Here is a 23,741-nt window from a genome sequence, read left to right on the forward strand (position 1 = left end):
CATCAGATCGTCCGGGCAGCCCTGTGGCTGCCCGGATTTGTTTTCAGGCCTTGAGTGACAGGCGGGCATTCTCGAAGGGCAGGCCGTCATCGTCAGTCGACCTGCGCGAGACTTCAAGGAAGCCAAGCGAACGGTAAAACCGCATCGCCTGCTCATTGGCGGTATAGACCTCAAGCGACAATTCACCCTTGAGATCAAGCGCGTGGGCGATGAGCCTGCGCCCGATACCCTTGCCATGTTGTGCCGGTGCGACGAACAGGCCTCCGATGAAACTGTCGAGCAGGCTGATGAAGCCAACAGGGTCGCCGGCCTGCGCCGCGACGAAAGTCTCCGATAGCGGCAGATAGGTATCTTCGATCAGCCTTTGCTGCTCGCGCAAACGCTGCGTGCCGATAAAGGGATGCGCCAGCAGCGAGGCATCGAGCCAGATGCGTGACAGGATTTGCGTATCCGCTGCCGCGTCAAACGGCCGGATGTCGATAGATTTGATATTCATGGAAATTCCGCAGAATTAGACATGCCAAAGGGTCAGCTCCGTTTTCAGAGCCGGCTGAAACCGCGATGGGCGGTCAGATTTTCAACCTCTGCGCATAAATCTCCCTGCTTCGAAACCTGTATCTACCGCTGCTGCGCAGCAGGGTCAACAAAGGGAAAGGCGGGCTTTCCTCAAGATCCTGCCGGCAGGGCCAGCGAACAGGTAAGCCCGCCATTTTCGCCGCGCTCCAGCCTGATGCTGCCGCCATGAAGCTCCACAAGTTCCTTGACGATGGTAAGACCGAAGCCGTCACCCGGAACGGTCTCGTCCATGCGTCTGCCCGGCTGGAAAGCCTCCGAAATACGGTTGTCCTCGATGCCAGGTCCATTGTCCGAGATCACGATCCAGACGTCGCGTCCGGTCTTTTTCGCGGAAATACGAACCGCGCTTTTTGCCCATTTGAATGCGTTGTCGATGATATTGCCAACGATCTCGTCCAGATCCTCAGGGGTGACCTGAAATAGCAACTCGGGGTCCACATCGACTGTAGCGACAATCCCCCGGTCGGCATGAATACGCGACATGATATCAACGATATCGTCTATCCTCGGTTTGAGGGCGGTCACCGTGGCCGTGCCGCCTGCCGCGGTCTTGCGGGCTCTAGCCAGATGGTGGCGGATGCGCTGGTCGATCCTGTCCACCAGCGCACGCATTTCGCGGTCCGGGTCGTTGGTTTCGTTGAGCGCAAGGTAGAGGCTTGTCACGGGAGTTTTCAGACCATGGGCGAGATTTGCAAAGTGCAGACGTGTTTCCGCAAGCCTCTCGCTATTCTGCTCCACGAGACGGTTGATTTCGCCCGAGGCGGGACGCAGTTCCTCGACATCCGCCTCCGGCAACCTGTCGAGTGTGCCTGCCGAAATCGAGGAAATATCGGCGGTGAGTTGCCGCAGTGGTCGCAGACCATATCTGACCTGCAGGAAAATACCGCCGACGAGGCTCGCGCCCAAGAGGGTCATGGCAGGTATCAACCACAGAAGCGCGCTTCGGGCGGGTGCAACCAGCGCGAATTGCGGCGCAGTGGCAGTGATTTCGACGAGGCGCTGTCCAACCATGGTTTGAATGGATCTGAGATAGAGCTTCTCGCCGTGAAAATCGGCATTCGCGCCGGGACGAGGGCCGTGGCCCATCATTTTGCGCCATTCGAACGGGGAGGGCGGGTTGGTTATGGTTTGCCCCGCGAGCGACCGAGAGACGATAGCTACACCCTCGCCGGTGATCTGCCAGTACCAGCCGGAGCCGCGCCTGTCGAATGGCGGGCCGTCCAGCGCGGCGTTGAGTGTCACGCCGCCGCTTGCGCTGCCGGAGAGCGCGCTCCGCAATCCCTCTATCTGCGTGTCGAGCCGTTGGTCGATCTGTTCACGCACCACGGCGGCAACGATGAGATAGAGTATGATGGAGGCGACGATCACGGTCGCGGTGACGAAAACCACGGAAAAAACCGTGAGGCGGCGCGAGATCGACGAACCCGGAATGGCCGAAAACTCCCTCATGGCTCTGCCTTCAGCATGTAACCGCGCCCGCGAACGGTCTCTATATGCCCGGCACCGATCTTGCGTCGCAGGCGGGCAATGATCACTTCGATGGAATTGGAATCCACTTCCGCATCGCCCTCATAGACCCGTTCGATAAGTTCGCGGCGGTCGACCACCACTTCCTTGCGCAGGATGAGGCAGGAGAGGACCCGCCACTCCAGCGCGGTCAGCTTCAGCGGCAAGCCGTCCTGTTCGAAGGTTCCGAGCTGCGCATCGAAGATGAGCGAACCGCAGGTGATGGCGGAGGCGGCGTGGCCGGTGGCGCGGCGAACGAGTGCACGCAGCCGCAGCACCAGTTCTTCTACCTTGAACGGCTTGGTGAGAAAATCGTCTGCTCCCGCTTTGAAACTCGCCACCTTGTCCGGCCATCCGTCACGCGCGGTCAAAACGAGCACGGGCAGGTTCCGCTGCGCTGCCCGCCATGATTTCAGAACCGATACGCCATCGATTTTCGGTAATCCCAGATCGAGAACGGCCACGTCGTAAAGTTCGGTAAGCCCGGCATGTTCGGCATCCTCGCCATTCTGCGCGATGTCGACGACAAAATTTTCCGCCCGCAGGCTGGCTGCGATGCGCCGGGAAAGATCGGTATCGTCTTCAACGAGAAGTATGCGCATGATCCTGCCGTTTCGTTTTCGTGGGCGGTGTTTTAACTAGGCCCGGAAGGCTTAACTCAACCTGAACCACAAGGTTCAGGCTGCTGGTGGTGCCTGGCAGGTAAAAAGGCCCTGTCAATCAAACAGGAGACCACCATGTCCCACTCTGAAGAGAATAACGAAATCGCAGCACCGAAGGCCACTTCTGACACTCCCGTGCCGCCGCACCGGAAACATCGCCGTAAAACCGCCGCGTTCGCCTTTGCGGCCGTTGCCATGCTGGCCGTTGGGGCAGCTGCCGGAGCCGGTGCGGTGAAGCTGACACGGCCGACACCCGAGATGGCGCCGATGACACCCGTTGCCATTTCCACCGTCAAGGAAGGAAATCTCGTGACCCTGAAGGGCAAGGTCGCCGAGATTTTCGGCAACAAGTTCATCGTTCAGGATGATAGCGGCCGCGCACTCATCGATACCGGCCCCGAGGGCGATAATGGGAAGGTCGTGACTGTCGATGAAGCGGTCAGCGTTCAGGGCCGTTTCGACAGGGGTGTCCTGCGGGCGAGCTATGTCGTCCGTCAGGATGGTAGTATCGAGGCACTTGGACCGGCAGGCCGTCCGCCGCATCATGGTCCTAAAGAAGATATGATGCGCGGGCCAAAAGGCGACGGCCCGATGGGTGAAATGATGCCTCACCCCAAACCCTGATATCGGGGCCTGATCTGCGCCAGACGGCGCGGGCTCGAAGACGATAACCGTCCCGAGCCCGCGCCGCCGGTTTTTTTAAGGTTTAGCCCGCGCGCTTCAACTGCAGACGCGAGACACCCGCAGCGATGTTAACGCCGGTGCCGACTTCGGCGCTGAGCGGCTGAAGCGCGAAGTTCTTGGCATTGCCGCCGATCAGTGCATTGGCGCCCAAGCCCACGCCGACCGATGCGGCAGCGGAGGCACCAACATAGTTGCCGCTCAACGCACCGTCACCCACGCGGCTGGCTGCGGTGTTCAGCACGATCCAGCTCATATAGGTCTTGCCGGTTACGCCGATATCGAGACCGAGCTTGCCGATCGTGCCGGTATAACGCTCGGTCTTGCCGGAGCGCTGGCGAAACTCGCAGGCCACGCTCTTGCTGGAGCCGACCACAAGGCCGATGCCGCCGGCAATTTCGCACGACAGGGTGCCGACGCGTTCCTTCTGCGCGGTTTCCATGGGGCGCTTTGCATTGTGCTTCGTTTCGGCTGAAGCAATCGGGGCAAGGGCCAGGGTTGCAATCGCGGTTGCGAGAACGAATGTCTTCATTGTTTTTCACTCCTGTTGTTATTCGCTAGATGGATGCGCCGGGACGGCGTCTCCAGATAGGTGCAAGGCCGCTGCCGTATCGCCAGATCGGCGATGATGGGCCGCGACGCGAAACATTCTGCGATGATGACCGCATGTTCGAAGGCAGAGAGTGTTTCCACCTCTCCGGAGAGCACGATACGGCCCTCCACGGAGGTGACGGAAATCGAGCTTTTTTCCTGCCCGTCCGCATAGGCGATCACGGCTTGCAACGCGGCGCACAGGCTGATCTCCTGGGGATCGCAGCTTGACACCTGGTTTGCATCGCACGAGAGCATCATCGTGAAACCTCCTGCCTTGAACATAGGTGGTTCACTTGAGAACTTTGTTGACGGCGTCCTTTGCCTGTCCGAGCTTCTCCTGCGCCTGGCCAGCCAGTTTCTCGGCCTTGCCTTCTGCCTGAAGCTTGTCGTTGCCGGTGATCTTGCCAGCTGCTTCCTTGATTGTGCCCTTGGCTTGACGGGCGATACCTTCGATACGGTTATTGTCCATGACGAACTCCTTCCATCGTTAGAGGGTGCCGCTGTTGGTAACGGCATGATGGTAAGGTAGTTCGGGAAAATCACAGTTTGCAGAGCAATAGCTACTAGTTGAACTGGTACAAACTGACCTATTTTCGCGTTCGGCTGCGGTTATTTTTCCCTATGGCCGGTAAAACCGCGCTCACGTGCCCAGATCACGGCGGCGGTACGGCGGTTGACGCCGATCTTGCCGTAGAGTGAGGCGATATGGTTGCGGATCGTATGCTTGGACAGGTTCAGCCTGTCGCTCATTTCCTTGTCGCTGCATCCATCGCAGATCAGTGACAGGATTTGCTCCTCGCGCTCGGTGAGATCCTTGAGGGAGGCTGAAGACGTTGTGCCGCGGGAGTTTTGACGCAGCCCCGCCAGCCGCTCGACAACCGTCCGGCTGAACCAGGATGTATCGGTCATGACGCTTTCGATCGCTTCAATCAGTTCGTTCTCGGTTCTACGCCGCTCAGTCACGTCCTGTATCGCCCAGATGACACAGAGCTGATCGTTGATCTCGGCGCGTTCGGCGGAAACGATGCATTCGGCCAAACCGCCACCGGAAAGATTCATGCGCATGTTCTCATCGCGGATGGGGATGTTGTCCTTCAGCCGCTTTTCGAGATCGCGGCGCGCGCCCGCGTCCTCCCACAGCCGCAATTCGCTGGCCGTCTTGCCCACGACTTCGGCCTCGTTGCGTCCGCACAGCACCAGAAACGCGTCATTGACTTCCATCAGCACGAAGTCGTCCAGCCTCGAAATCGCTGCCGGGACAGGCGACAGGCGAAAGGACTTGAAGAAGCGCTCCTCGCTCTGTCGCAGAGCGTTCTGGGCTTTGCGGCGGCCGTCCAGATCGGCGAAGGTGAACAGCATGCACGGTTCTTCGGCAACGGCGATCGTTTCGCCGGCCACGATGACCAGCCTGTCGCCGCCGGGGATGGGAATGAGCGCCTCGCGCTGACGGATGAGCCGGCCATCCTCCAGCTTTTTCAGGGCGTCCTCGCCTGTGTCGCACTCGGAAAACAGTCCGAGTTCCTCGACACTGATGCCGATGATCTCTTCACGGCTGAACCCGGTCATCTCAAGAAAACCCTGATTGACGCGGATGAAACGCTTGTCCTCCAGCCGGCATATCAGCCCCGGCGCCGGATTTGCATTGAAGGCGCTCTCGAAGCGCGCCTCCGCCTCAAAACGCGGCGTTTCGTCCCGGATGATCAGGACCAGAACATCCGGTTTTGCGCCAGCATCTTCAAGAACGAGCCCGCGCACCGTGTGGACCCAGCATTCCGCTTCATCGCCGCTTGGCGATATCTCTACCGTCACATCTTCGAAGGTCTCGCCCGCCAGAAGCCGTTCAAGCGGATATTGCCCCTCGTCGAGCAGGTGGTTGTTGCGGTATCGAAGCGTGAAATTTCGCCGATAGGCAGCGGCATCCTCCCCAAGCTCAGGCATCGCTTCTATACGGTGCATCTGAAGGGCGGCCTTGTTGGCCCAGGCAATCGTTCCGTCGTTTTCGAGCAGGATCAACCCGTCGCTGAGGCCCGCTATGAGGTTTTGCAACACGAGCCGGTTGATCTTGGGAATGTTTACGCTGTCGTCCATGTTGCCCCCGGTATTTCAATGCTTTGTGCCCGATATAACGCGCGGTTCCGCCAAGCGTTGCAGGGCAGGCGTGTCGCGTGGCCTTCGCGCATGGTTTGCGATGCCGGTTGCTTGCTCTCAAGTCCATTTGAGCTACTATGCGCTGATGGCGGGGAGGCCATTCTACAGGAGGGTTCATGAATTACCGGTCTTTGAAACGGCGGATGGTGTTGAAACTTGCGGCTACGGCTGCTTCTTTTTGCATGATGGGACTGACGGCGAGCGCGCAGGGTTTTCCTGATCGAACGATTACGCTGGTCGTTCCCTTTGCGGCAGGTGGCTCAACCGATGTGGTTGCGCGCGTCATCGCACAGAAAATGGGTGATGAGCTTGGTCACCAGATCGTCGTTGAAAATGTTGCCGGTGCAGGCGGTAATCTCGGTGCCGACCGTGTCGCACGCGCAGAGCCTGACGGTTACACGATCCTGATGGGCACCGTTGCTACCCATGCCTTGAACCCGCTCATTCTCAAGACAAAGCCTTACGATCCGCAAAAGGATTTTGCCCCGGTCTCGCTTCTGGTCGTGGTTCCCAATGTGCTTGTTGTCAATCCGAAGCTGAACGTCAACAGCGTCGCGGAATTGATCGCGCTTCTGAAGGCCGAACCCGACAAATATGCCTATGCCTCGTCCGGCAATGGCACGCCGCTGCATCTTTCAGGGGAATTGTTCAAGAGCATGACCGGTGTGAGCATGCAGCACGTTCCCTATAAAGGTGCCGGCCCCGCGCTCAACGATCTTCTTGGCAACCAGATTTCGATCATGTTCGACAATCTGCCGTCGTCGTCCGGCCACATCAAATCCGGCACATTGCGGGCGCTTGGCGTAACGACCGCCGAGCGGGCGTCATCATTCCCGGATCTGCCGACCATTGCCGAAACCGTACCCGGTTATGAAACCTACACGTGGAACGCGCTGTTTGCGCCTGCCGGCACGCCGGCCGATGTGGTGGACACACTGAATGCGGCGGCCAAGAAAGCGCTTGCCGATCCGGGTGTGGCGGCCCGCATGGCCGAATTCAGCGCCAAGATCGTCGGCTCTTCGCCCGATGAGCTGAAAAGCCACGTTGCAGCCGAAATCGCCAAATGGGAACCGGTCGTCAAGAACGCAAACGTCCAGATGGATTGACCAGATATGTTCTCGCCGCGCACCGGAGCCTGGGTGCGGCGGGAAGCGCCACCACGCAAAAACCGTGGCCGAAGCTTTCATTGGCATCGGCCACGTTCGTTGCCGTCACACCAGCTGATGTGTCGTTTTCGCATCACTTGCCATAAGGTTGCAATTACCCGGTTGGCAACGGCGAACAGCTCAGGTACAAATTTCTCACCGCGTCAGATCGAACATAGGGAGGCGTTGCATGACATCATCATTCATCAAGTTCCTCCCGCGTGGAATGAACCGACACTAGGTCATTTCCATTCGTGGCCCGCCCCGAGCGCGCCCCACATGCGGTTTTGTTTTCCTTCATAGCCCGATTGATCTGACGGGATCATTTTTGTTTTCCGCCCGGGCTGTGCCATCCAACTTCCGTTTTTGAGGACCGGTTGCCGAACGCATGGCGCCGTGCTGGTTAAAATGTCTCGCAAGAAGCTCGATTTCCGCGCCGATGCCTATCGCCATGTGCTCGGCTTTGTTTTCCACCATTGGACCCACCGGTGGGCATTGGTGGGCCTTATTGTGGTGCTGGTGATTGCCAGCACGCTGGCCGAAGTCATGGTGCCGGTTTTCTCCGGCCAGATCGTCGATGCCATTGCCGGGGGCAACGGGGCTGACCGGGCGCTGCGCGCCTTTGTCGTCGTCGTGGCGCTGGGCTTGACCAGCGTAGTCCTGCGCTGGTTCGTGTTTACCGGCATCATCAGGCTGACGCTGAAAACCATGGCGGATGTGGCGAATAACGGTTTCTACCGGGTGCAGCGGTTCTCAACCGACTGGCACGCCAACAGCTTTGCCGGTTCCACGGTTCGCAAGATCACGCGTGGCATGTGGGCGCTTGATTCACTCAATGACGTGCTTCTTATCGCCCTGTTGCCCTCCATCGTCATGCTGGTGGGCGCAACCGTCGTGCTGGGTAGTTACTGGCCGATCATGGGCTTGATCGTGGGCACGGGGTCGCTGATCTATGTCGGCGTCACCGTGTTGCTCTCCATGGGCTTCGTATCGCCGGCGGCAAGACTTGCAAACGCCTGGGATACCAAGCTTGGTGGCGCGCTGGCAGATGCCGTCAGCTGCAATTCGGTGGTCAAGGCTTTTGGCGCCGAGACCCGCGAAGAGGCGCGGTTGCGCCATGTGCTGGCCAAATGGGACAACCGTACGCGAAGGACATGGAAACGCGGCACGCTGAACGGCACGATCCAGGGCTTCATGATGGTGTCCATGCAGGCCGGTATTCTGGGAACAGGCCTTGTCATGTGGCAGCAGGGACTGGCGACGCCGGGCGACATCACCTTCGTGCTGGCGATGTTCTTCGTCCTGCAGGGCTATCTGCGTGATGTCGGTCAACACATCCGTAACCTGCAACGTGCCGTCAACGACATGGAAGAGTTGGTGTTGCTCGACAAGATGCCTTTGGGTGTCGAAGACAGGCCGGATGCCAGGCCGATCAGGATAGAGAAGGGCGAAATCGTTTTTGACAACGTCACTTTTCAATATGGCGCGCATCCCAGCCCGCTCTATGAGGACTTTTCAGTCACCATCAGGTCGGGTGAGCGTGTGGGGCTGGTCGGGCATTCGGGGTCGGGAAAGACGACATTCGTCAAGCTTATCCAGCGGCTTTACGATGTGAATTCCGGCTCGATCCGCATTGACGGCCAGGACATCGCCAAGGCCAGGCAGGCAAACCTGCGCAGCCAGATCGCCATCGTGCAGCAGGAACCCATCCTGTTCCACCGCACGCTGGCGGAAAACATCGCCTATGGCCGGCCGAGCGCCTCGCGGCGTCAGATCGAGCAGGCGGCGAGGCAGGCAAGCGCCCATGACTTCATCATGTCCCTTCCCAAGGGCTATGAGACGATGGTGGGTGAGCGCGGCGTTAAATTGTCTGGCGGGGAGCGGCAGCGTGTCGCCATTGCCCGTGCCTTCCTCGCGGATGCACCGGTGCTGATTCTGGACGAGGCGACATCGAGCCTCGACAGCGAAAGCGAAGTGCAGATCCAGGAGGCCATGGAACGCCTGATGGATGGCCGCACCACGCTGGTCATTGCGCACCGGCTTTCCACCGTGCGGGCGCTTGACCGTCTGCTTGTGTTCGACAAGGGCAAGATTGTCGAAGAGGGCGACCACCAGGCGCTGATCCGTCTGAACGACGGCATCTATCGCCGGCTGTTCGAGCGGCAGGCGCTGGAACTGACCAAGGGTCTGGTGGCTTAAAAAAAAATGAAACGCCGGGGCAATGCTCCGGCGTTTTTCTTTTGCGCGGCGGCCAACAAATGCTCGCGGTCAAACACTTAGCTAATCGACGAAGTTTTCCTTGCGTTAGAGCCGTACTGCATGATAGTTAGCAATATGACTAAGCATTCGCCCGAACTATCGCTGATCTTTCAGGCTCTGGCCGATCCGACGCGCCGGTCTATTCTAACGAAGCTCGCGCAAGGGCCTGCCCGCGTCATGGAATTGTCCGCTCCCACGGGGCTGCGTCTGCCGACCGTGATGCGGCATCTGTCGGTACTGGAGGAGGCGGGACTTATCCGCACCTCCAAGGATGGGCGGGTGCGCACCTGCGCTATCGTGCCCGAGGCTCTGGAGCCGGTGCGGACATGGCTTGATGAACAGCGAGCCATTTGGGAGAGCCGGCTCGACCGGTTGGAGGCATTTGCAATGCAGGCTGCGAAGGAGCGCACGGAATGATGTCGAAACTCAATCAGGACGGCACCCGTGCTGAACCCCATCTTGGCGATGGCCGCTTTGCAACACTGAGCTTCGAAAGGGTGATCGCTGTTCCATTGTCGGTCCTCTGGCAAGTGTGGACGTCGCCTGCCGCGCGGGCTGTCTGGGCAGCGCCCACGCCCGCCGTGACCGTAGAGTTTCTGGAAGCCGATACCAGAGTCGGCGGACGCGAAGTTTCGCTCTGCAAGGTCGATGGGCAGCCTGATATTCGCTGCGAATGCGGGTGGCTGGAATTGCAGCCAGCCTTGCGCAGCGTCAATTACGAGGTGGTGTCGTCCGGTGACGTGACGCAGTCTGCGGCGCTGGTGACCGCTGATTTTTCGGCGACGGAGCAGGGCAGTCGCGTTGTCGTAACCGTGCAGCTTTCCTCCTTGGCTGCGGATATGCAGGCGGGTTACCGGCAGGGCTTCGGTGCTGGTCTTAACAATCTGACCGAGGTGGGCAAACGGACAATGGTGCTGGAGCGAACGATAAGGGCGCCGCGCAACGTCGTCTGGAAGGCCTGGATGAATTCCGAGACGCTGCCGCAATGGTGGGGACCGGAAGGGTTTTCGTGTCGCACGAAGAGGATCGATCTGCGAACCGGCGGCGAGTGGGTGTTCGACATGATCGGACCTGACGGCACTGTCTTCCCGAACCATCATCGATATATCGAGGTCAGGCCTGAGGAGAGGATCGGCTACACGCTGCTCTGGGGCGAAAACGGGCCGAAACATGCCGACGCCTGGGCTTCGTTCGAGGATCAGGACGGCGCGACGAAGGTCGTGCTCGGCATGGTGTTCAGCACGGAAGCCGAGTTCCAGGACGCGAAGGGTTTTGGGGCTATCGAACTGGGTCAGCAGACGCTCGGCAAACTGGAACGCTTTGTTTTCGCATCGTAATCGCACCGGGACTGAACTTCAACAGGGGCGTGATGCCCTCTCGGGGTAACTGGATTATCGGCCCCGCGTTCCTGCCGTCACGGTGATGTTCAGATTGCGTCGACGGCAGAAATCATAATTTGCATCACCCGGTTTTCACCGTTCCGCACACAGCAAAAATTAAGGAGATTGCGACACTGATGTCTCGACTACCTTTTGGAGAGTGATGATGCAGTCACGACGTTGGCGTGTGATAGCCGCGGGGATATTTCTGGCCATAGTTGGCGCCGCGCTGCCCATTGCCGCCATGGCCTGGACGTCATGGCGTGTCGCCATTCAAAAAGAACTCTTCATTCTCGACCTCGTCGCCGAAAGATCGCTTGTTCGTGCCGGAAATACATTCAGGCAAGCGCAAGGGGCATTGGAAGCAATTGAAACGGCGCACGCTCCCGCATGTTCGGATCAGCATATTGCACAAATGCGGATGGTGACGATCAACGTCCCCTCAATCGAGGAGATTGGCTATTTCGAAAACGGCTTCATCAAATGCACCTCCTGGGGCCGCGCCGCTGGCGACGTAGCCAAATCCCATGTCGACTACGTCACACCGGACGGCCTTGAAGTGACGTTGCGTATCCAACCCGGCATCAGCCACGGCGACCAGATGACGAGCCTGCATCTCGGCCACCACAACGCGCTCGTCGCACCTTCCAGATTTGCTGATATTGTGCTGCGGGACGGGATGTCTCTCGCGATCCTCAACGATAAAGCTGCGGTCATCAGCACGCAGAACCTTCCCGATACAGGGGTTCTGGCCACGTTGCCGACAAAAGAGGGACAGGGCACGACGGACGCATGGCTTTATTCGGTGGTAAAGGAGAATGCGCTGACGGCGGTGGTTCTCGAGCCAAGGGCGGCGTTGCGAACGAGGCTGGTGCGGGAGTTGACTATCCTTTTGCCCATTGGCGCATTCATTGCGCTCTTTATCGTCGGCATCGTCATCTGGATGTCGCGCAAGCGGTTGTCGCCGGAAACGGAACTGGAAATCGCAGTCCAGAACCGTGAATTCATCGTCCACTATCAACCAATCATCGAACTCAAGACCAATATATGCGTGGGCGCCGAAGCGCTTGTCCGCTGGCGGCGGCCTGATGGCACGCTGGTGAGGCCAGACCTCTTCATTCCGCTAGCGGAAGAAACAGGCCTGATACAGCCCATCACCGATCAGGTCGTTGAAGCCATTATTGCAGATCTTGGTACCATGCTCGTTGGGGATCGCAGCGCACATATCGCCATCAATCTCTGCGCCGACGATGTAAAATCAGGCCGGATATTAGACTTCATCGATCAACGCCTTGTCCGCGCGGATATACGCAAGGAGCAGATATGGCTTGAAGCGACCGAGCGCGGTTTCATCGACATTGACGCGGCGCGCGTGACGCTGGACAGAGCACGCAAGGCCGGGCATTCCGTGGCAATTGACGATTTCGGAACCGGCTATTCCAGCCTTCAGTATTTGCAGGGACTGCCGTTGGACGCCTTGAAAATCGATAAGTCCTTCGTTGATACGATCGGCAGGAACACGGCAACCAGCACCGTGACGCTCCATATTATCGAGATGGCGCGCGAGCTTGGACTGTTTTCCGTTGCGGAAGGTATCGAGAGGCCGGAGCAGGCGGCCTATCTGCGGGAACATGGGGTGGATTTTGGTCAGGGGTGGCTGTTTTCCAAGCCGCTTCCAGCCGATGAATTCATCGCCTTTCACCGTCAGAACAAGTCGACATACGGTTCCGCTCCCGAGGTCATTCAGGTCGCCTCTGTCTAGGTCTAGCGAGACCTGAGCGTCTTGACGCTACCCGTCGCTATCCGGCCAGTTCTTCCGTAATGACTTCGAACCGCTTCAGGATAGCCGGCCCGAAGGCGGTGGACAGGGCGACGTCCGTCGCATCTCGTCCTGTCGCCATCAAGATGCGTCCGATGCGGGGCCTGTTGTGACGGGCATCGACCGTATACCAGCGGCCGCTGAGATAGACCTCGAACCAGGCGCTGAAATCCATCGGGTTGGGGTCTTTCGGCACGCCGATATCACCGAGATAGCCGGTGCAATAGCGAGCGGGGATATTCATGCAACGGCAGAGTGTGATCGCAAGATGTGCGAAATCGCGGCAAACCCCGGTCCGGTCGATGAAGCCGCCATATGCTGTCCTGAGCGGATCGGCTTTCTCGTAGTTGAAGACAATATGGGAATGCACAAAATCGAGGATCGCCTGCACACGGGGCCAGCCGAGCGGTGTTGCCGAGAAGTTTTTCCAGGCGAAGTCCGCCAGGCGGTCGGTATCGCAGTAACGGCTGCCTAGCAGGAACACTAGAACATCGTCTGGTAAATCCTTGATATCGTGCTGGAAAGCGTTTTCAGGAACGGGATCTGGCAGCCCGCCGTCGTATATGTCGAACCGCGTCGAGATCGTCGTCACGCCTGGCGGTGCGGTTATGCGGCTGCAGGCGTTCCCGAAGATATCCATATAACCCCAGGCCTCGATCGGCCTGTCGAAGGTCAGCACCTGTTCGGTGAGCAGATCTGCGCGCCGGCTGGGGTGGAGATTGAGAACAAGCAGCATTGCCGTCTCATTCTCGCATTCATAAGCAATATCGAACCCGGCGCGAATCTTCATTCAGTACATCCTTTATGAGCCATCTTGATGTTGTTCACGCTGAAACGTTTTCACGCCCTCGGGCGGGCGATCGTGCGTCATCAAGGCGCGGCATTGTAGCCGCGCCCGCCTGTGATTTCACTTTACTGGCGGTGAAGCCTTGCCGAGTTTTACGGAAGGTTCCCGTCCCCAGACACGCAGCTTGCCAAGGTTCGACACGAAGCCAGCGAGGCCTTCCTCACCTGGGAGGATAATCGTGCCCTCGTCAAGATCGCCTGCGATACCGGCCTTTTCCAGCAATGGCAGAGCCGACTGGTCGTAACCTATGAACTTGCAGTGCTGGAAAGCGTCGGCCACGAAGTCACGCGCCGTCGCCTCGTTGACCAGATCGTCTATCCCCTCGGCAGAAGTCAACAGTGCAACTGCATCGAAGAGAACCGATGGCCCGCCGTCGATCATGTGATGGGCCGCAAACCAGCTCCCGTCTGAGGCGGTGACGCCACCGACCTTCGGGGCTATCAATTCGCAGACGGCTTTTTCCTTGGTGATCGCCGACATCAGGCCGTTCAGCAATTTGGCGTCGACACCATCGGTGACGAGTATACCAAGCTTGCGGCCTTCGAAGCGTTTTGGACCACGCTCGACGATGCTGAGCGCCGGCGAGGGTTCCAGATCCTGACGTGTCGGCATGGCCGCATCCGCCGGCTTCGGCATGGACTTGAAACCTAGCTTCTGCGCGACGGTGTTTGCCAGCGTCTCGTCGATGTTCATGAGATGCGACACCATGCGTTCGCGGATCACGGCTGTTTCCACCTTGCTCAGTTCGAATGTCAGGGCTGCCGCGATATGACGCTGTTCGGGCGGGGTCTGGCTGATGTAGAATTGCCGTGCCTGGCTGTAGTGGTCGGCAAAGCTCTCGGGGCGCAGCCGCGCCTTGATCCCCTGTTCTTCTGCCGGAAAATGGCGATAGCCGCGGCTCGGCGACTCTCTCGGGCCTTCACCGAACGAGTTCGGCTGGTAATTCACCCTGCCAACAGGATTGCGCATCGCCATGTGGCCATCCTGCTGGAAATGCGCGAAGGGACATTTCGGTGCATTGATCGGCAGATGGGTGAAGTTTGGCCCGCCAAGGCGTTTCAGCTGGGTGTCGAGATAGGAAAAGTTGCGACCCTGCAACAGCGGATCATTGCTGAAGTCGATACCCGGCGGCACGTTCTGCGTCATGAACGCAACTTGCTCGGTTTCGGCAAAGAAGTTGTCGGGCATGCGGTCGAGCACCAGTCGTCCGACCGGCTGCGGCTTCAGGATTTCCTCGGGGATGATCTTTGTCGGATCGAGCACGTCGAAATCGAAGCTGTCGGCAAACTCCTGATCGAAGAGCTGCACCTGCAATTCCCATTCCGGGAAGTTGCCGGACTGGATCGCCTGCCACAGATCGCGACGATGGAAATCGGGATCGGCGCCATTGATCTTGACCGCCTCGTTCCAGGCGACCGATTGAAGCCCGAGCTTCGGCTTCCAGTGGAACTTGACGAAGGTCGATTCATCCTTGGCATTGACCAAACGGAAGGTATGAACGCCGAAACCCTCCATGAAGCGGAAAGACCGCGGTATCGTACGATCCGACATGGCCCACATGACCATGTGCATGCTTTCCGGCGTCAGGCTGATGAAGTCCCAGAAATTGTCATGGGCCGTCTGCGCCTGCGGAAAAGCCCGGTCAGGTTCCTGCTTGGCGGCGTGGATCAGGTCGGGAAACTTGATGGCGTCCTGAATGAAGAAGACAGGAATATTATTGCCGACGAGATCCCAGTTGCCTTCCTGTGTATAGAGCTTCACTGCAAAACCGCGCACGTCGCGCGCAAGGTCAGCCGAGCCCTTGTTGCCCGCAACCGTCGAGAAACGGACGAAGGCTGGTGTCTTTTCCCCGGCGCGCTGCAGGAAATCCGCCTTTGTGTATGCGGAGAAGGACTCGTAAGTTTCGAAGAAGCCATGCGCGCCGTAACCGCGCGCATGCACGACGCGCTCGGGAATGCGCTCATGGTCGAAATGGAAGATCTTTTCGCGGAAATGGAAATCATCAACGACGAGCGGCCCGCGCGGCCCGACCCTTAGAGAATTCTGGTCGTCCGCGACCGGCCCCCCTTGAGCGGTCGTCAGCACCGGCGCGTCGTTTTCGGCTGTCTGATGCAGCTCGCCGCCAGCACCGCGCTCCAGCTTCTGGTCATGGATCGTTACGGTTTCGGTCTTGTCGCTTGTTGATGTGGAGGTGGTCTTGGCCATGGTGTGGCTCCTGAAATTGGAAGGGGCCTATCCGACCCGGAAATGAAAAAGCCGCCCTAAAAGGCGGCCTTAGCTTGGAAGGGTCCCCGCACGGTCTTCGGCAGAGCCTTCAGCACTTGTTGTTCGGCGAGACAGATGTCCTTGAGCGTATCGAGGAACAGGTCATGCAATGTAGTTTCCGCAGGCATGTGGGAATCCGATCAACTTTGAATGATGTACTTGGACAACCCCTGAGTGGAGACGATGTTCCTGCTCCCGGAAAAGAATTCACATTCCGGTTCGCGGTGGCATCACAGCGATGCCAGTAACCGGTTGAATAGGCGGACGTTCCTCATCCGGCAGAGATAGTTCGGTGGCGTTTCGACGATGGTGGAACGGCAAGGCCTGCAAATTCTATTTTCAGATTGGCGGAACCATGAGGCCCGACATGTTGTTTCCCTGTCGAGCCTGCACTGAAGGCTACAACGAGGAAAAATCATGAAAAAGCTTCTTTTAGCCGCCGCGCTTCTCGGCGCGTCGACCCTTGGCGCCTTCGCTCAGACGTCCACCGCTCCAGCCACCGATGGCAGCAAGCCTGCCGTCGCCACGCCAGACACCAAGAATGCGACTGCGCCTGTGGAAGGCGCAAACAGCTTTACCGAGGAACAGGCGAACAAACGTCTTATGGACGCCGGATATGCCGAAGTGACCGGTCTTACGCTCGACGACAAGGGCGTGTGGCAGGCCAAGGCCTCGAAGGACGGCAAGTCCGTAAACGTGGCGCTCGACTATCAGGGCAATATTGTCGCTAACTAATTCAATCTTTGGGAGAATCCTATGAAGACCGTTACCGGACTTTTCGACGACTACTCCGATGCCAGCGCCGCCGTTACTGCGCTGGAACAGCGTGGCGTGCCGTCTAAAGATATCAGCATTGTTTCCAACAATGCAGACGAACGCCATGGCAATGATACAAAAGCTGCCGAAGGCGCAGGCACGGGTGCCGGCATCGGCGCTGCCGTCGGTGGTGTCGGTGGCCTGTTGACAGGCCTTGGCATCATGGCAATTCCCGGCGTCGGACCGGTGGTTGCGGCAGGCTGGCTTGCCGCGACGGCGGCAGGCGCTGTGGCCGGTGCCGTTGCAGGCGGTGCCGCCGGCGGCCTTATCGGCGCGCTGACGGACGCCGGCGTTTCCGAAGACCATGCCCATGTTTACGCAGAAGGCGTTCGCCGGGGTGGCACGCTCGTGACCGCGAAGGTCGAGGACAGCCTTTACACGGACGCCGAAGAAGTCCTGCGCCAATCCAACTGGGTTGATCCGGACAAGCGGCGCGCGGCCTATGCAGAAGACGGTTGGTCACGGTTTGACGACACGCTCGATCCTTATGAGCCCACTGAAATCGAACAGGAACGTCTGCGTTACAGACGCTAAGCGTTAGAAATAGGGAAGGTCGGCATATGCCGGCCTTCTCTTTGATAACCTCGGGGCAGGTGAAAGTGCCGGTCATTGCAACAGCTGGATGGTCGATCCCCAAGACTGTGGCGCACCGTTTTCCCGAAACGGGAAGTGGGCTTAGCCGATATGCTACCGTATTCAACGGCGTCGAGATCAACTCCACCTTTTATCGCCACCACCGGCCAACGACGTTCGAGCGTTGGGCAAATTCGGTGCCCGATGACTTCCGCTTCGCCGTGAAGCTGCCGCGCGAGATCACGCATGAGCGCCGGTTGCGGGGAATCGGACAAGTCTTCAAGGCATTTGTTGGGGAACTTGCGGCGCTGGATGGCAAGCTTGGACCCTTGTTGTGCCAGTTGCCACCCAATCTCGCATTTGATGTCTCCGACGCGGAGGCTGCGTTTGATACTATGCGTCAGACCTTTCCCGGCATGCTCGTACTCGAACCGCGTCACACAAGTTGGGCTACGCATTCAGCGCAAGAGGTTCTGCAACGCTATGCCATTGATCGTGTGCTGGCCGATCCTGCACCGGTCTGGCCGGCCAGTGATTTCTCCGAGCCGCCCAAATATGTCCGGCTGCACGGCGCTCCCCGGATTTATTATTCCGACTACAGCGCCGGCGAAATCCTCTCGTTTAGAAAACGCCTTTCCGCCGAATCCTGGTGCGTTTTCGACAATAGCGCCTCCGGTGCCGCAATAAAGAACGCGCTGGCAATGCTCGATGATTGCGCAACCACTAAACGGTGCGCAGACTGAAATCATGTTTCAGCAGTTGGCAAAAGCGCATGAAGGCGTGACGCCTTAAAGCTGCCTTCGTGCGGTACCGATTGCGATAACAGGGCCGGTTGCCTGACCAGTTGGTGATCCACCGAAGGGTTCCACGCTGATCGCGAAGGTCGTGCCTTCCGAAATGTTGTTACGCATATCCGCCGGGATAATGAGATCGCCATTCGTTCCGGGCTGGAAGACACCGAGCGAGCGGGTCTTGCCGCCATCCATCACAAGCCACAATTCCAGTGATTTCTCATCGGCCTTGCCGGTCGCAACCGGTATAATGTGCATCCTGCCGGTCTCTGCATCATAGGATGCAAGCAGGTTGACCTGGCTGTCCGTTGTCGAAAGTTCGGCTACCAGCGGAGCTGTGCCCTGCCATTTTTCGGGAAATGCGGCGTAAACGATCGCTGCCACGGCAGCCGCGCTCGTGGCGACAGATATCCATCGCCAGAAGGATGCGGAACTCCACAGGCTGCCATTGGCGTTGCTGGTCTTGCTGCCGAACAGGCGTTCTTCAATGCGGGCGAGAATGGCCGCACTCGGCGCCTGTTCTTCATAATCCACGTTGAAGTCTGAAAATTCGCTTTCCCAACGGTGGACCAGCTGCGCGAAGACCCTGTCGTCCTGCATGCGCCGCTCGACCGCACGACGCTTTTCAAACGGCAGCACGCCGAGCACATATTCGCCAGCGAGGATTTCGTCGCGCGAATGCATGCCCTCGCTGTTTTCGCTCGTTGTCATCGCTGCATGCACTCTCTGAGTTTGAGAAGGCTTCGCCGCAGCCAGGTTCTGACCGTGTTGAGTGGCACCCGCAATTCTTTGGCGAGTTCGATATAGCTCAGCCCTTCGATATAGGCACGACGCACCGCCTGCGCATGAACCGTTTCAAGTTCCTGCATGCAATTGTCGATCCTGCGACCCTCATCGGCCAGAACGACCTGCTGCTCCGGATTGCGGATGCTGTCATCGGCAAGGTCATAGGCTTCGTCAATGTCGTCGCCCACGGGTTTGCGCGCCCTGATCGTATCGATCGCATGGTTGCGGGCGATTGCGGCGAGCCACGTCGACGGTGTGCCGGCGCTTGCTGCAAATGTGAGGGCTCGTTGCCAGATCTTGATATAGACTTCCTGAAGCGCTTCTTCGGCTTCGGTCCTGTCACGCAGGATTTTCAGGCAGATCGCATAAAGCTTCGGGCTGGTGGCTTGATAGAGGGAAACGAATGCCGAGCGATCGCCCATGCCGACGCGGTTTATGAGCGTTGCTATCTCTGTACCCTGCATTCGAACATCCCTTCTTGCGCCTCCTATATAGGGTTGTCCTTTGTGGGAAGGCAAGGCATGCGCGAAATGAAGTTCACGTCTTCCCGGCCAAAAATTGGCCGGGTGGAAGCAGCCGGCAGGGATGGTCGCTGTCATAACACACCTGCCGGATTTTGCAGTGGACCGACCAGCCGTACGGTGACGAGGTAACCGATGATGGCAGCGGCTGCGGAGACGAAGGTGCCCCACAGAAGATCTGCGATGGTCAATGTCGTGGACCAGCTTTTCAACGTTGCCTGATTGGTAAGATCATATGTGGCATAGGCCATGAAGCCGACGGCTGCACCATAAACCAACGCGGTCGTCCACTGGCCTGATATGAGGGCCGGACGAACCGCAAGAAAGGTCAGTCCTGCCGCGTAGATGAGATAAAAGATTATCGCCGGGGCCAGCCGGAAGTTCTCAGCCAGAAGATCGCCGATCGCCGGGCGATAAAGCCGCGACGCCATGGTGCTTAGCCAGATGAAGTCGATCACCAGAAAGGCGATGAGGGTGAAGAAGTAGGCTGAGATATAGGTCTTCATCGGTATGTCCTTTCCAGAGTCTAGTTGATGCGGGCCCAGGTAATGCCCTTGCACAGGAGACCAGCGACGATGCAGCCCTTGGTGGTCATGCTGTTGCCATCAACCGTCACGGTTATCTTGTAGGATTTGTCGCGTTGCGGATCGAAGGCAGTGCCCGAATAGACGCCTGTTTCATCTGGCTTTATGGTCATGATCAGCCGGTCACCGGTCTTTTCCTCGGGCGTGCCCGGTTTGATCCAGGTATTGGTGGCGCATATATTGTCGCCGCATGGCGCGATCAGCACTTTCGCGTTGCCGTCGCCGCGCGCCCAGTTTCCGTCGATGTCGGCTGCTCCGGCAGCAGAGGCCGCAAGCATCGGACCCAGGACGGATGCGATTATCAAGGGATTGATTTTCATCGTCTTTCTCCGCAGTTGTTGCCCCGCCTTATTTGTGCTCGATCGTGTAGAAGCCAACATTGATGGTTCCCTCGGTAAAGCCGGCTTCGCAGTAGCAGAGGTAATAATCCCAGAGCCGTCTGAAGCGGTCATCGAAACCCAGCAGCGAGATTGTCTGCCAGCGCGCATGGAAACGCTGCCGCCATTCCGCCAGCGTGCGGGCATAGGATTGGCCGAAAAGCTCGGTATCGGTGAGGCTCAGACCCGCCCTGCCGATTGCTCTTTCAAGGGCTTCGTCAGATGGCAGAAAGCCGCCCGGAAAGATGTATTTCTGGATGAAGTCCGCGTTTCGCCGGTAATTATCGAACCGGGCAGGTTCAATGGAGATGATTTGCAGCACCGCGCGCCCGCCGGGTTTCAGGCAGCGTTTCAGTGTTTCGAAATAGCTCGGCCAATAGGCCTCACCGACCGCTTCGAACATCTCGACGGAAACGATGCGGTCGAACTTGCCTTCGACATCGCGGTAGTCCTCGAGCCTGAGATCGATATGCTCAGCCTTGTCGGTTTTCTCCGCTGCCGCCTTTGCCCAATTCAACTGTGAGGGCGAAAGGGTGAGGCCGGTAACGTTGGCATCCGCCTGGGTCGCGAGGTGGATTGCAAGCGCGCCCCAGCCGCAGCCAATCTCCAATACGCTCTCACCGCCGCTCAATTGCAGCTTGTCGACGATGCGGTTGAGTTTTTTGAGTTGGGCCGCTTCAAGCGTCGGCGTCGTATCGTCGAAAATCGCCGACGAATAGAGCATCGAGGAATCGAGCCATTGCCGGTAGAATTCGTTGCCGAGATCGTAATGGGCCTCGATGTTGCGGCGGCTGCCGCGCTTTGTATTGGCGTTCAGCCGGTGGCCAAGACGATTGATGAGGCGCATGGGCAAGCTACCGCGCGTCGATCCCCCGAAAGCGTCGTTGTTCTGTGCCGCAAAACGGATCAGGGCCGTCAGATCCGGTGTGGACCAGTCGTCTTCGATGTAACCCTCGGCAAAACCGATGTCGCCATTGAGGATAAGCCGCCGTAGCGCGCGCCAGCGATGGAGAACAAGCGTCGCCTCGGTGCCCTCATGTTCCCCGGATTTCTCAATCACGCCGCCACCTGGCAGCATGACGCGCAGTCTGCCTTTGGAGACGTTATTCAAGAGCTTGGCCATGAGCCAGCCTTCGGGACCGGTGCGTTGCCGCATCTGCGTGTTTTCCAGCGATAGTTCGTTGAGATTGTCAAACGGGGTCATGAAGTTTGGCCTCGATTTGCGATGGTGATGGGTGAATGAAGGAGACAGGGGCAGACGGTGGACGCGGTCGTTTTCTCAACCGCACACCCTTGAGCCATATTTTAAGTGCTTCCCAATGGATACCTGCAACAACCTTGAGGGTAAGAAAGGGAATGGTGACAAAAGCCTTCAGCAGCGCGGCATCGGTCAGCTCGACACGCCGCGCCAGATGCCTTGCAGTCAGGACTGGCCCCTCGTCGTCAAATGTATCGATAACGATCTTCAGCTTGTCGCCGGGTGGAATGACACGGAATACATAACGGAGATCCATGTCCATGAAGGGCGAGACATAGAAGGCCTTGTCGCAGCGCTGGACGATCTCGGCCGCACCTTCTGTCTCCACCGGGATAAGGTAGGAGTGCCGCTCGCCGAACGTGTTGTCGACTTCCCAGAGAATGGCTTTGAGAGACCCGTTCCGGCCGTGGCAGAAAAACACGCTGAGTGGATTGAAGGCCCAGCCAAGGATGCGCGGCATGGTGAGCAGACGGATCGGACCACCATCGACGGTCATGCCTGCGGCCGTCATGGCGTTCTCGATCTGGTTGCGCAATTCCATCTTGCTCCCGTCGCCGCGGTCCCGGCGGTGAAAGGAAAACAGGTTGAAACGATCGACGGAGAACAGCCGCAGCTTACGGTCAAGCGCATCAAGTTCATCAAGGTCGAGAAGCAGCGAGTAAATGCGATAGGCGAGCCGGTGCGCTTTCGGCTTGAAGCGCGCATGCATGACATGTCCCGGAAAAAGGGCGGAGGAAAAATGAGACGTCATGGGATCGCCTCAACGAGTTTGATCGTTCTTTTCCGCGAAGCCAAATTCAGACGGACGATCCGGCCGCTATCATCGGCAACCTTCCAGGGCCTCGACAGGCCGCCCAGATCCTCGGCGACGGCAAGCCCTGCCTGAATGCCGTCTTCATGAAAACCCGACCCAAAATAGGCGCCGCAGAACCAGGTGTTTCTCAAACCCTGCAAGGCCCAAAGTTCCTGCCTCATCTGCTCGGTGCCGGCATCAAAAACAGGATGGTGGTAGGTTTCCTCGGTGATGATTTTTCCCTTTTCCGGTTCGCGCGTCGGGTTCAGCGTTACGAAGGTGTCAGGGATTGCACCCAGAGGCTGAAGCTTGTTCATCCAGTAGGTGATGCTCGGCTGCCCCGTTTCAATGCGTGTATCGGCCACATAGTTCCAGCTTGACCAGGCGGTGCGCCTGCGGGGCATGAAACTGCTGTCCGTGTGCAGTACCGCCCTGTTTTTCGTATAGCCAAACGCGCCGAGAATGCGCCGTTCGGCTTGCGTCGCGTCCGTCAGCATCTCCAGCGCCTGATCTGCGTGTGTGGCAATCACCACATCGTCGAACCGTTCGAATTCGCCGTTAGTGTTGGCGATCTCGACCCCGTCCGCCAGGCGGTGGATGCGTGTCACGGGTGTCGAGAGCCGAATGCGATCGGCGAATGGCGCAGTGAGTCGTTTCACATATTCCTGGCTGCCGCCGACAACGGTGCGCCAGACGGGCCGGTTGCGCAGCAACAGCAGGCCGTGATTGCTGCAGAACTTCACGAAATGTGCTGCCGGGTAACGGCCTACTTCCATGGCCGGGGTAGACCATATGGCTGCTGCCATCGGGTAAAGATGATCGTTGCGAAAGGCGTCGCCATAGTTGTTTTGAGAAAGATACTCATCGAGCGACATATCGCCCATCATCGGCAGATCGCGCGGGGCATTGCGATAAAAGCGCAAGAGGTCGGCAAGCATTGCCCAGAAGCGCGGCCTCACGGCATTTCTCTTCTGCGCCAAAAGGCCAAAGCCAGAGCCGCCGGAATATTCGAAACCGCCATCATCCAGCGAAACCGCAAAGGACATGTCGGAGGCTGCGGTCGTCACTCCCAGCGTTTTGAAAAGTGCCGTCAGATTGGGATACGTCACCTCATTATAGACGATGAACCCCGTATCGACAGACACCGCCCCCTGTTCAGTTTTGAACGTCGCAGTGTTGCTGTGGCCGCCGACGCGGTCCGCAGCCTCGAAAACCGTGACATCATGCCGTTTCGACAAAAGCCAGGCCGCAGACAGACCGGAAATGCCTGTTCCGATCACGGCGATGTTTCGCCGGCTGTCTTTTCTTTTGGCTTCGGTATCGAACATGGTTCCTCGCTATTGCATTCACAATTCAGTTTT

General features: G+C 58.4%; 25 protein-coding genes and 1 pseudogene. 9 read left to right on the plus strand and 17 right to left on the minus strand.

The window, feature by feature from the left end; genetic code table 11:
- Nucleotides 1-43: 43 nt before the first annotated feature.
- The 3 genes from FB593_RS23195 to FB593_RS23205 all read right to left on the minus strand — a co-directional run bounded on the left by FB593_RS23195 (nt 44) and on the right by FB593_RS23205 (nt 2,684).
- Entirely contained in the window at nt 44-496 is a 453-nt protein-coding gene (locus tag FB593_RS23195; RefSeq protein ID WP_035200424.1) for a GNAT family N-acetyltransferase, read from the minus strand.
- A gap of 170 nt (nt 497-666) precedes the next feature.
- A complete protein-coding gene (locus tag FB593_RS23200; RefSeq protein ID WP_035200425.1) occupies nt 667-2,025 on the minus strand; it encodes a sensor histidine kinase in 1,359 nt (452 codons plus the stop codon).
- Nucleotides 2,022-2,684: a response regulator transcription factor gene (locus tag FB593_RS23205; protein ID WP_019566729.1), complete on the minus strand. Its 663-nt coding sequence runs from the start codon at nt 2,682-2,684 to the stop codon at nt 2,022-2,024. Before FB593_RS23205 ends, FB593_RS23200 begins: the two co-directional genes overlap by 4 nt.
- Nucleotides 2,685-2,819: 135 nt before the next feature.
- Here FB593_RS23205 and FB593_RS23210 point away from each other — a divergent pair, with 135 nt between their 5' ends.
- A complete protein-coding gene (locus FB593_RS23210) occupies nt 2,820-3,368 on the plus strand; it encodes a hypothetical protein (RefSeq protein ID WP_035200427.1) in 549 nt (182 codons plus the stop codon).
- Between the two features lie 82 nt (nt 3,369-3,450).
- On the opposite strand, the gene FB593_RS23215 is transcribed toward FB593_RS23210, so the two are convergent.
- The 4 genes from FB593_RS23215 to FB593_RS23230 all read right to left on the minus strand — a co-directional run bounded on the left by FB593_RS23215 (nt 3,451) and on the right by FB593_RS23230 (nt 6,107).
- Nucleotides 3,451-3,957 carry a DUF992 domain-containing protein gene (locus tag FB593_RS23215; protein ID WP_013761056.1) on the minus strand — a complete coding sequence of 169 codons (507 nt, stop codon included), beginning with the start codon at nt 3,955-3,957 and terminating at the stop codon, nt 3,451-3,453.
- Nucleotides 3,954-4,301 (minus strand): BON domain-containing protein, encoded by a 348-nt coding sequence (locus FB593_RS23220; protein WP_019566731.1) that lies wholly within the window; start codon nt 4,299-4,301, stop codon nt 3,954-3,956. The genes FB593_RS23215 and FB593_RS23220 overlap by 4 nt, the downstream gene beginning before the upstream one ends.
- Nucleotides 4,302-4,308: 7 nt before the next feature.
- Nucleotides 4,309-4,488 (minus strand): CsbD family protein, encoded by a 180-nt coding sequence (locus FB593_RS23225; RefSeq protein WP_004431371.1) that lies wholly within the window; start codon nt 4,486-4,488, stop codon nt 4,309-4,311.
- A 140-nt stretch (nt 4,489-4,628) separates the two neighbouring features.
- Nucleotides 4,629-6,107 carry a PAS domain S-box protein gene (locus tag FB593_RS23230; RefSeq protein WP_004431372.1) on the minus strand — a complete coding sequence of 493 codons (1,479 nt, stop codon included), beginning with the start codon at nt 6,105-6,107 and terminating at the stop codon, nt 4,629-4,631.
- Nucleotides 6,108-6,283: 176 nt separating this feature from the next.
- On the opposite strand from FB593_RS23230, the gene FB593_RS23235 reads away from it, so the two are divergent.
- From FB593_RS23235 to FB593_RS23255, 5 genes are all read left to right on the plus strand, one after another.
- A complete protein-coding gene (locus FB593_RS23235; protein ID WP_025594897.1) occupies nt 6,284-7,273 on the plus strand; it encodes a Bug family tripartite tricarboxylate transporter substrate binding protein in 990 nt (329 codons plus the stop codon).
- A gap of 447 nt (nt 7,274-7,720) precedes the next feature.
- Nucleotides 7,721-9,511 carry an ABC transporter ATP-binding protein gene (locus tag FB593_RS23240; RefSeq protein ID WP_112675456.1) on the plus strand — a complete coding sequence of 597 codons (1,791 nt, stop codon included), beginning with the start codon at nt 7,721-7,723 and terminating at the stop codon, nt 9,509-9,511.
- A gap of 135 nt (nt 9,512-9,646) precedes the next feature.
- The gene (locus FB593_RS23245) at nt 9,647-9,988 is read left to right on the plus strand and encodes an ArsR/SmtB family transcription factor (RefSeq protein ID WP_025594895.1); all 342 of its coding nucleotides are present in this window, start codon (nt 9,647-9,649) and stop codon (nt 9,986-9,988) included.
- Nucleotides 9,985-10,908 (plus strand): SRPBCC family protein, encoded by a 924-nt coding sequence (locus FB593_RS23250; protein WP_112675458.1) that lies wholly within the window; start codon nt 9,985-9,987, stop codon nt 10,906-10,908. Before FB593_RS23245 ends, FB593_RS23250 begins: the two co-directional genes overlap by 4 nt.
- 208 nt (nt 10,909-11,116) lie before the next feature.
- The gene (locus FB593_RS23255; RefSeq protein WP_035200675.1) at nt 11,117-12,712 is read left to right on the plus strand and encodes an EAL domain-containing protein; all 1,596 of its coding nucleotides are present in this window, start codon (nt 11,117-11,119) and stop codon (nt 12,710-12,712) included.
- A 37-nt stretch (nt 12,713-12,749) separates the two neighbouring features.
- On the opposite strand, the gene FB593_RS23260 is transcribed toward FB593_RS23255, so the two are convergent.
- From FB593_RS23260 to FB593_RS23270, 3 genes and pseudogenes are all read right to left on the minus strand, one after another.
- Nucleotides 12,750-13,559 carry a transglutaminase-like domain-containing protein gene (locus tag FB593_RS23260; protein WP_004431379.1) on the minus strand — a complete coding sequence of 270 codons (810 nt, stop codon included), beginning with the start codon at nt 13,557-13,559 and terminating at the stop codon, nt 12,750-12,752.
- 117 nt (nt 13,560-13,676) lie between these two features.
- Nucleotides 13,677-15,821 (minus strand): catalase C, encoded by a 2,145-nt coding sequence (gene catE / locus FB593_RS23265; RefSeq protein WP_035200433.1) that lies wholly within the window; start codon nt 15,819-15,821, stop codon nt 13,677-13,679.
- Between the two features lie 86 nt (nt 15,822-15,907).
- Nucleotides 15,908-16,009, minus strand: a pseudogene (locus tag FB593_RS23270) (DUF892 family protein); the annotation flags it as partial.
- A 289-nt stretch (nt 16,010-16,298) separates the two neighbouring features.
- Here FB593_RS23270 and FB593_RS23275 point away from each other — a divergent pair.
- The 3 genes from FB593_RS23275 to FB593_RS23285 all read left to right on the plus strand — a co-directional run bounded on the left by FB593_RS23275 (nt 16,299) and on the right by FB593_RS23285 (nt 18,013).
- Nucleotides 16,299-16,616, plus strand: coding sequence for a PepSY domain-containing protein (locus FB593_RS23275; protein ID WP_013761045.1), 318 nt, complete (start codon nt 16,299-16,301; stop codon nt 16,614-16,616).
- 21 nt (nt 16,617-16,637) lie between these two features.
- Nucleotides 16,638-17,231, plus strand: coding sequence for a general stress protein (locus tag FB593_RS23280; RefSeq protein ID WP_013761044.1), 594 nt, complete (start codon nt 16,638-16,640; stop codon nt 17,229-17,231).
- 65 nt (nt 17,232-17,296) lie between these two features.
- On the plus strand, nt 17,297-18,013 hold the full coding sequence (locus FB593_RS23285; protein ID WP_145167036.1) for a DUF72 domain-containing protein: 717 nt from the start codon (nt 17,297-17,299) through the stop codon (nt 18,011-18,013).
- A gap of 45 nt (nt 18,014-18,058) precedes the next feature.
- Here the strand turns inward: FB593_RS23285 and FB593_RS23290 are convergent, their stop codons facing one another.
- From FB593_RS23290 to FB593_RS23320, 7 genes are all read right to left on the minus strand, one after another.
- Nucleotides 18,059-18,772 carry an anti-sigma factor domain-containing protein gene (locus tag FB593_RS23290; RefSeq protein WP_035200434.1) on the minus strand — a complete coding sequence of 238 codons (714 nt, stop codon included), beginning with the start codon at nt 18,770-18,772 and terminating at the stop codon, nt 18,059-18,061.
- Nucleotides 18,769-19,311: a sigma-70 family RNA polymerase sigma factor gene (locus FB593_RS23295; protein ID WP_004431393.1), complete on the minus strand. Its 543-nt coding sequence runs from the start codon at nt 19,309-19,311 to the stop codon at nt 18,769-18,771. The genes FB593_RS23290 and FB593_RS23295 overlap by 4 nt, the downstream gene beginning before the upstream one ends.
- Before the next feature lie 131 nt (nt 19,312-19,442).
- A complete protein-coding gene (locus tag FB593_RS23300) occupies nt 19,443-19,874 on the minus strand; it encodes a DUF2177 family protein (protein WP_025594888.1) in 432 nt (143 codons plus the stop codon).
- 20 nt (nt 19,875-19,894) lie between these two features.
- Nucleotides 19,895-20,272 carry a DUF2147 domain-containing protein gene (locus tag FB593_RS23305; RefSeq protein ID WP_004431397.1) on the minus strand — a complete coding sequence of 126 codons (378 nt, stop codon included), beginning with the start codon at nt 20,270-20,272 and terminating at the stop codon, nt 19,895-19,897.
- 28 nt (nt 20,273-20,300) lie between these two features.
- Nucleotides 20,301-21,533, minus strand: a complete 1,233-nt coding sequence (locus FB593_RS23310; RefSeq protein ID WP_004431399.1) for an SAM-dependent methyltransferase — start codon at nt 21,531-21,533, stop codon at nt 20,301-20,303.
- Nucleotides 21,520-22,338: a DUF1365 domain-containing protein gene (locus FB593_RS23315; RefSeq protein WP_035200437.1), complete on the minus strand. Its 819-nt coding sequence runs from the start codon at nt 22,336-22,338 to the stop codon at nt 21,520-21,522. The genes FB593_RS23310 and FB593_RS23315 overlap by 14 nt, the downstream gene beginning before the upstream one ends.
- A complete protein-coding gene (locus tag FB593_RS23320) occupies nt 22,335-23,708 on the minus strand; it encodes an NAD(P)/FAD-dependent oxidoreductase (protein WP_035200438.1) in 1,374 nt (457 codons plus the stop codon). The genes FB593_RS23315 and FB593_RS23320 overlap by 4 nt, the downstream gene beginning before the upstream one ends.
- Nucleotides 23,709-23,741 lie beyond the last annotated feature (33 nt).

Source organism: Rhizobium sp. SJZ105 (genome assembly GCF_007828365.1).
GTDB lineage: Bacteria > Pseudomonadota > Alphaproteobacteria > Rhizobiales > Rhizobiaceae > Agrobacterium > Agrobacterium tumefaciens.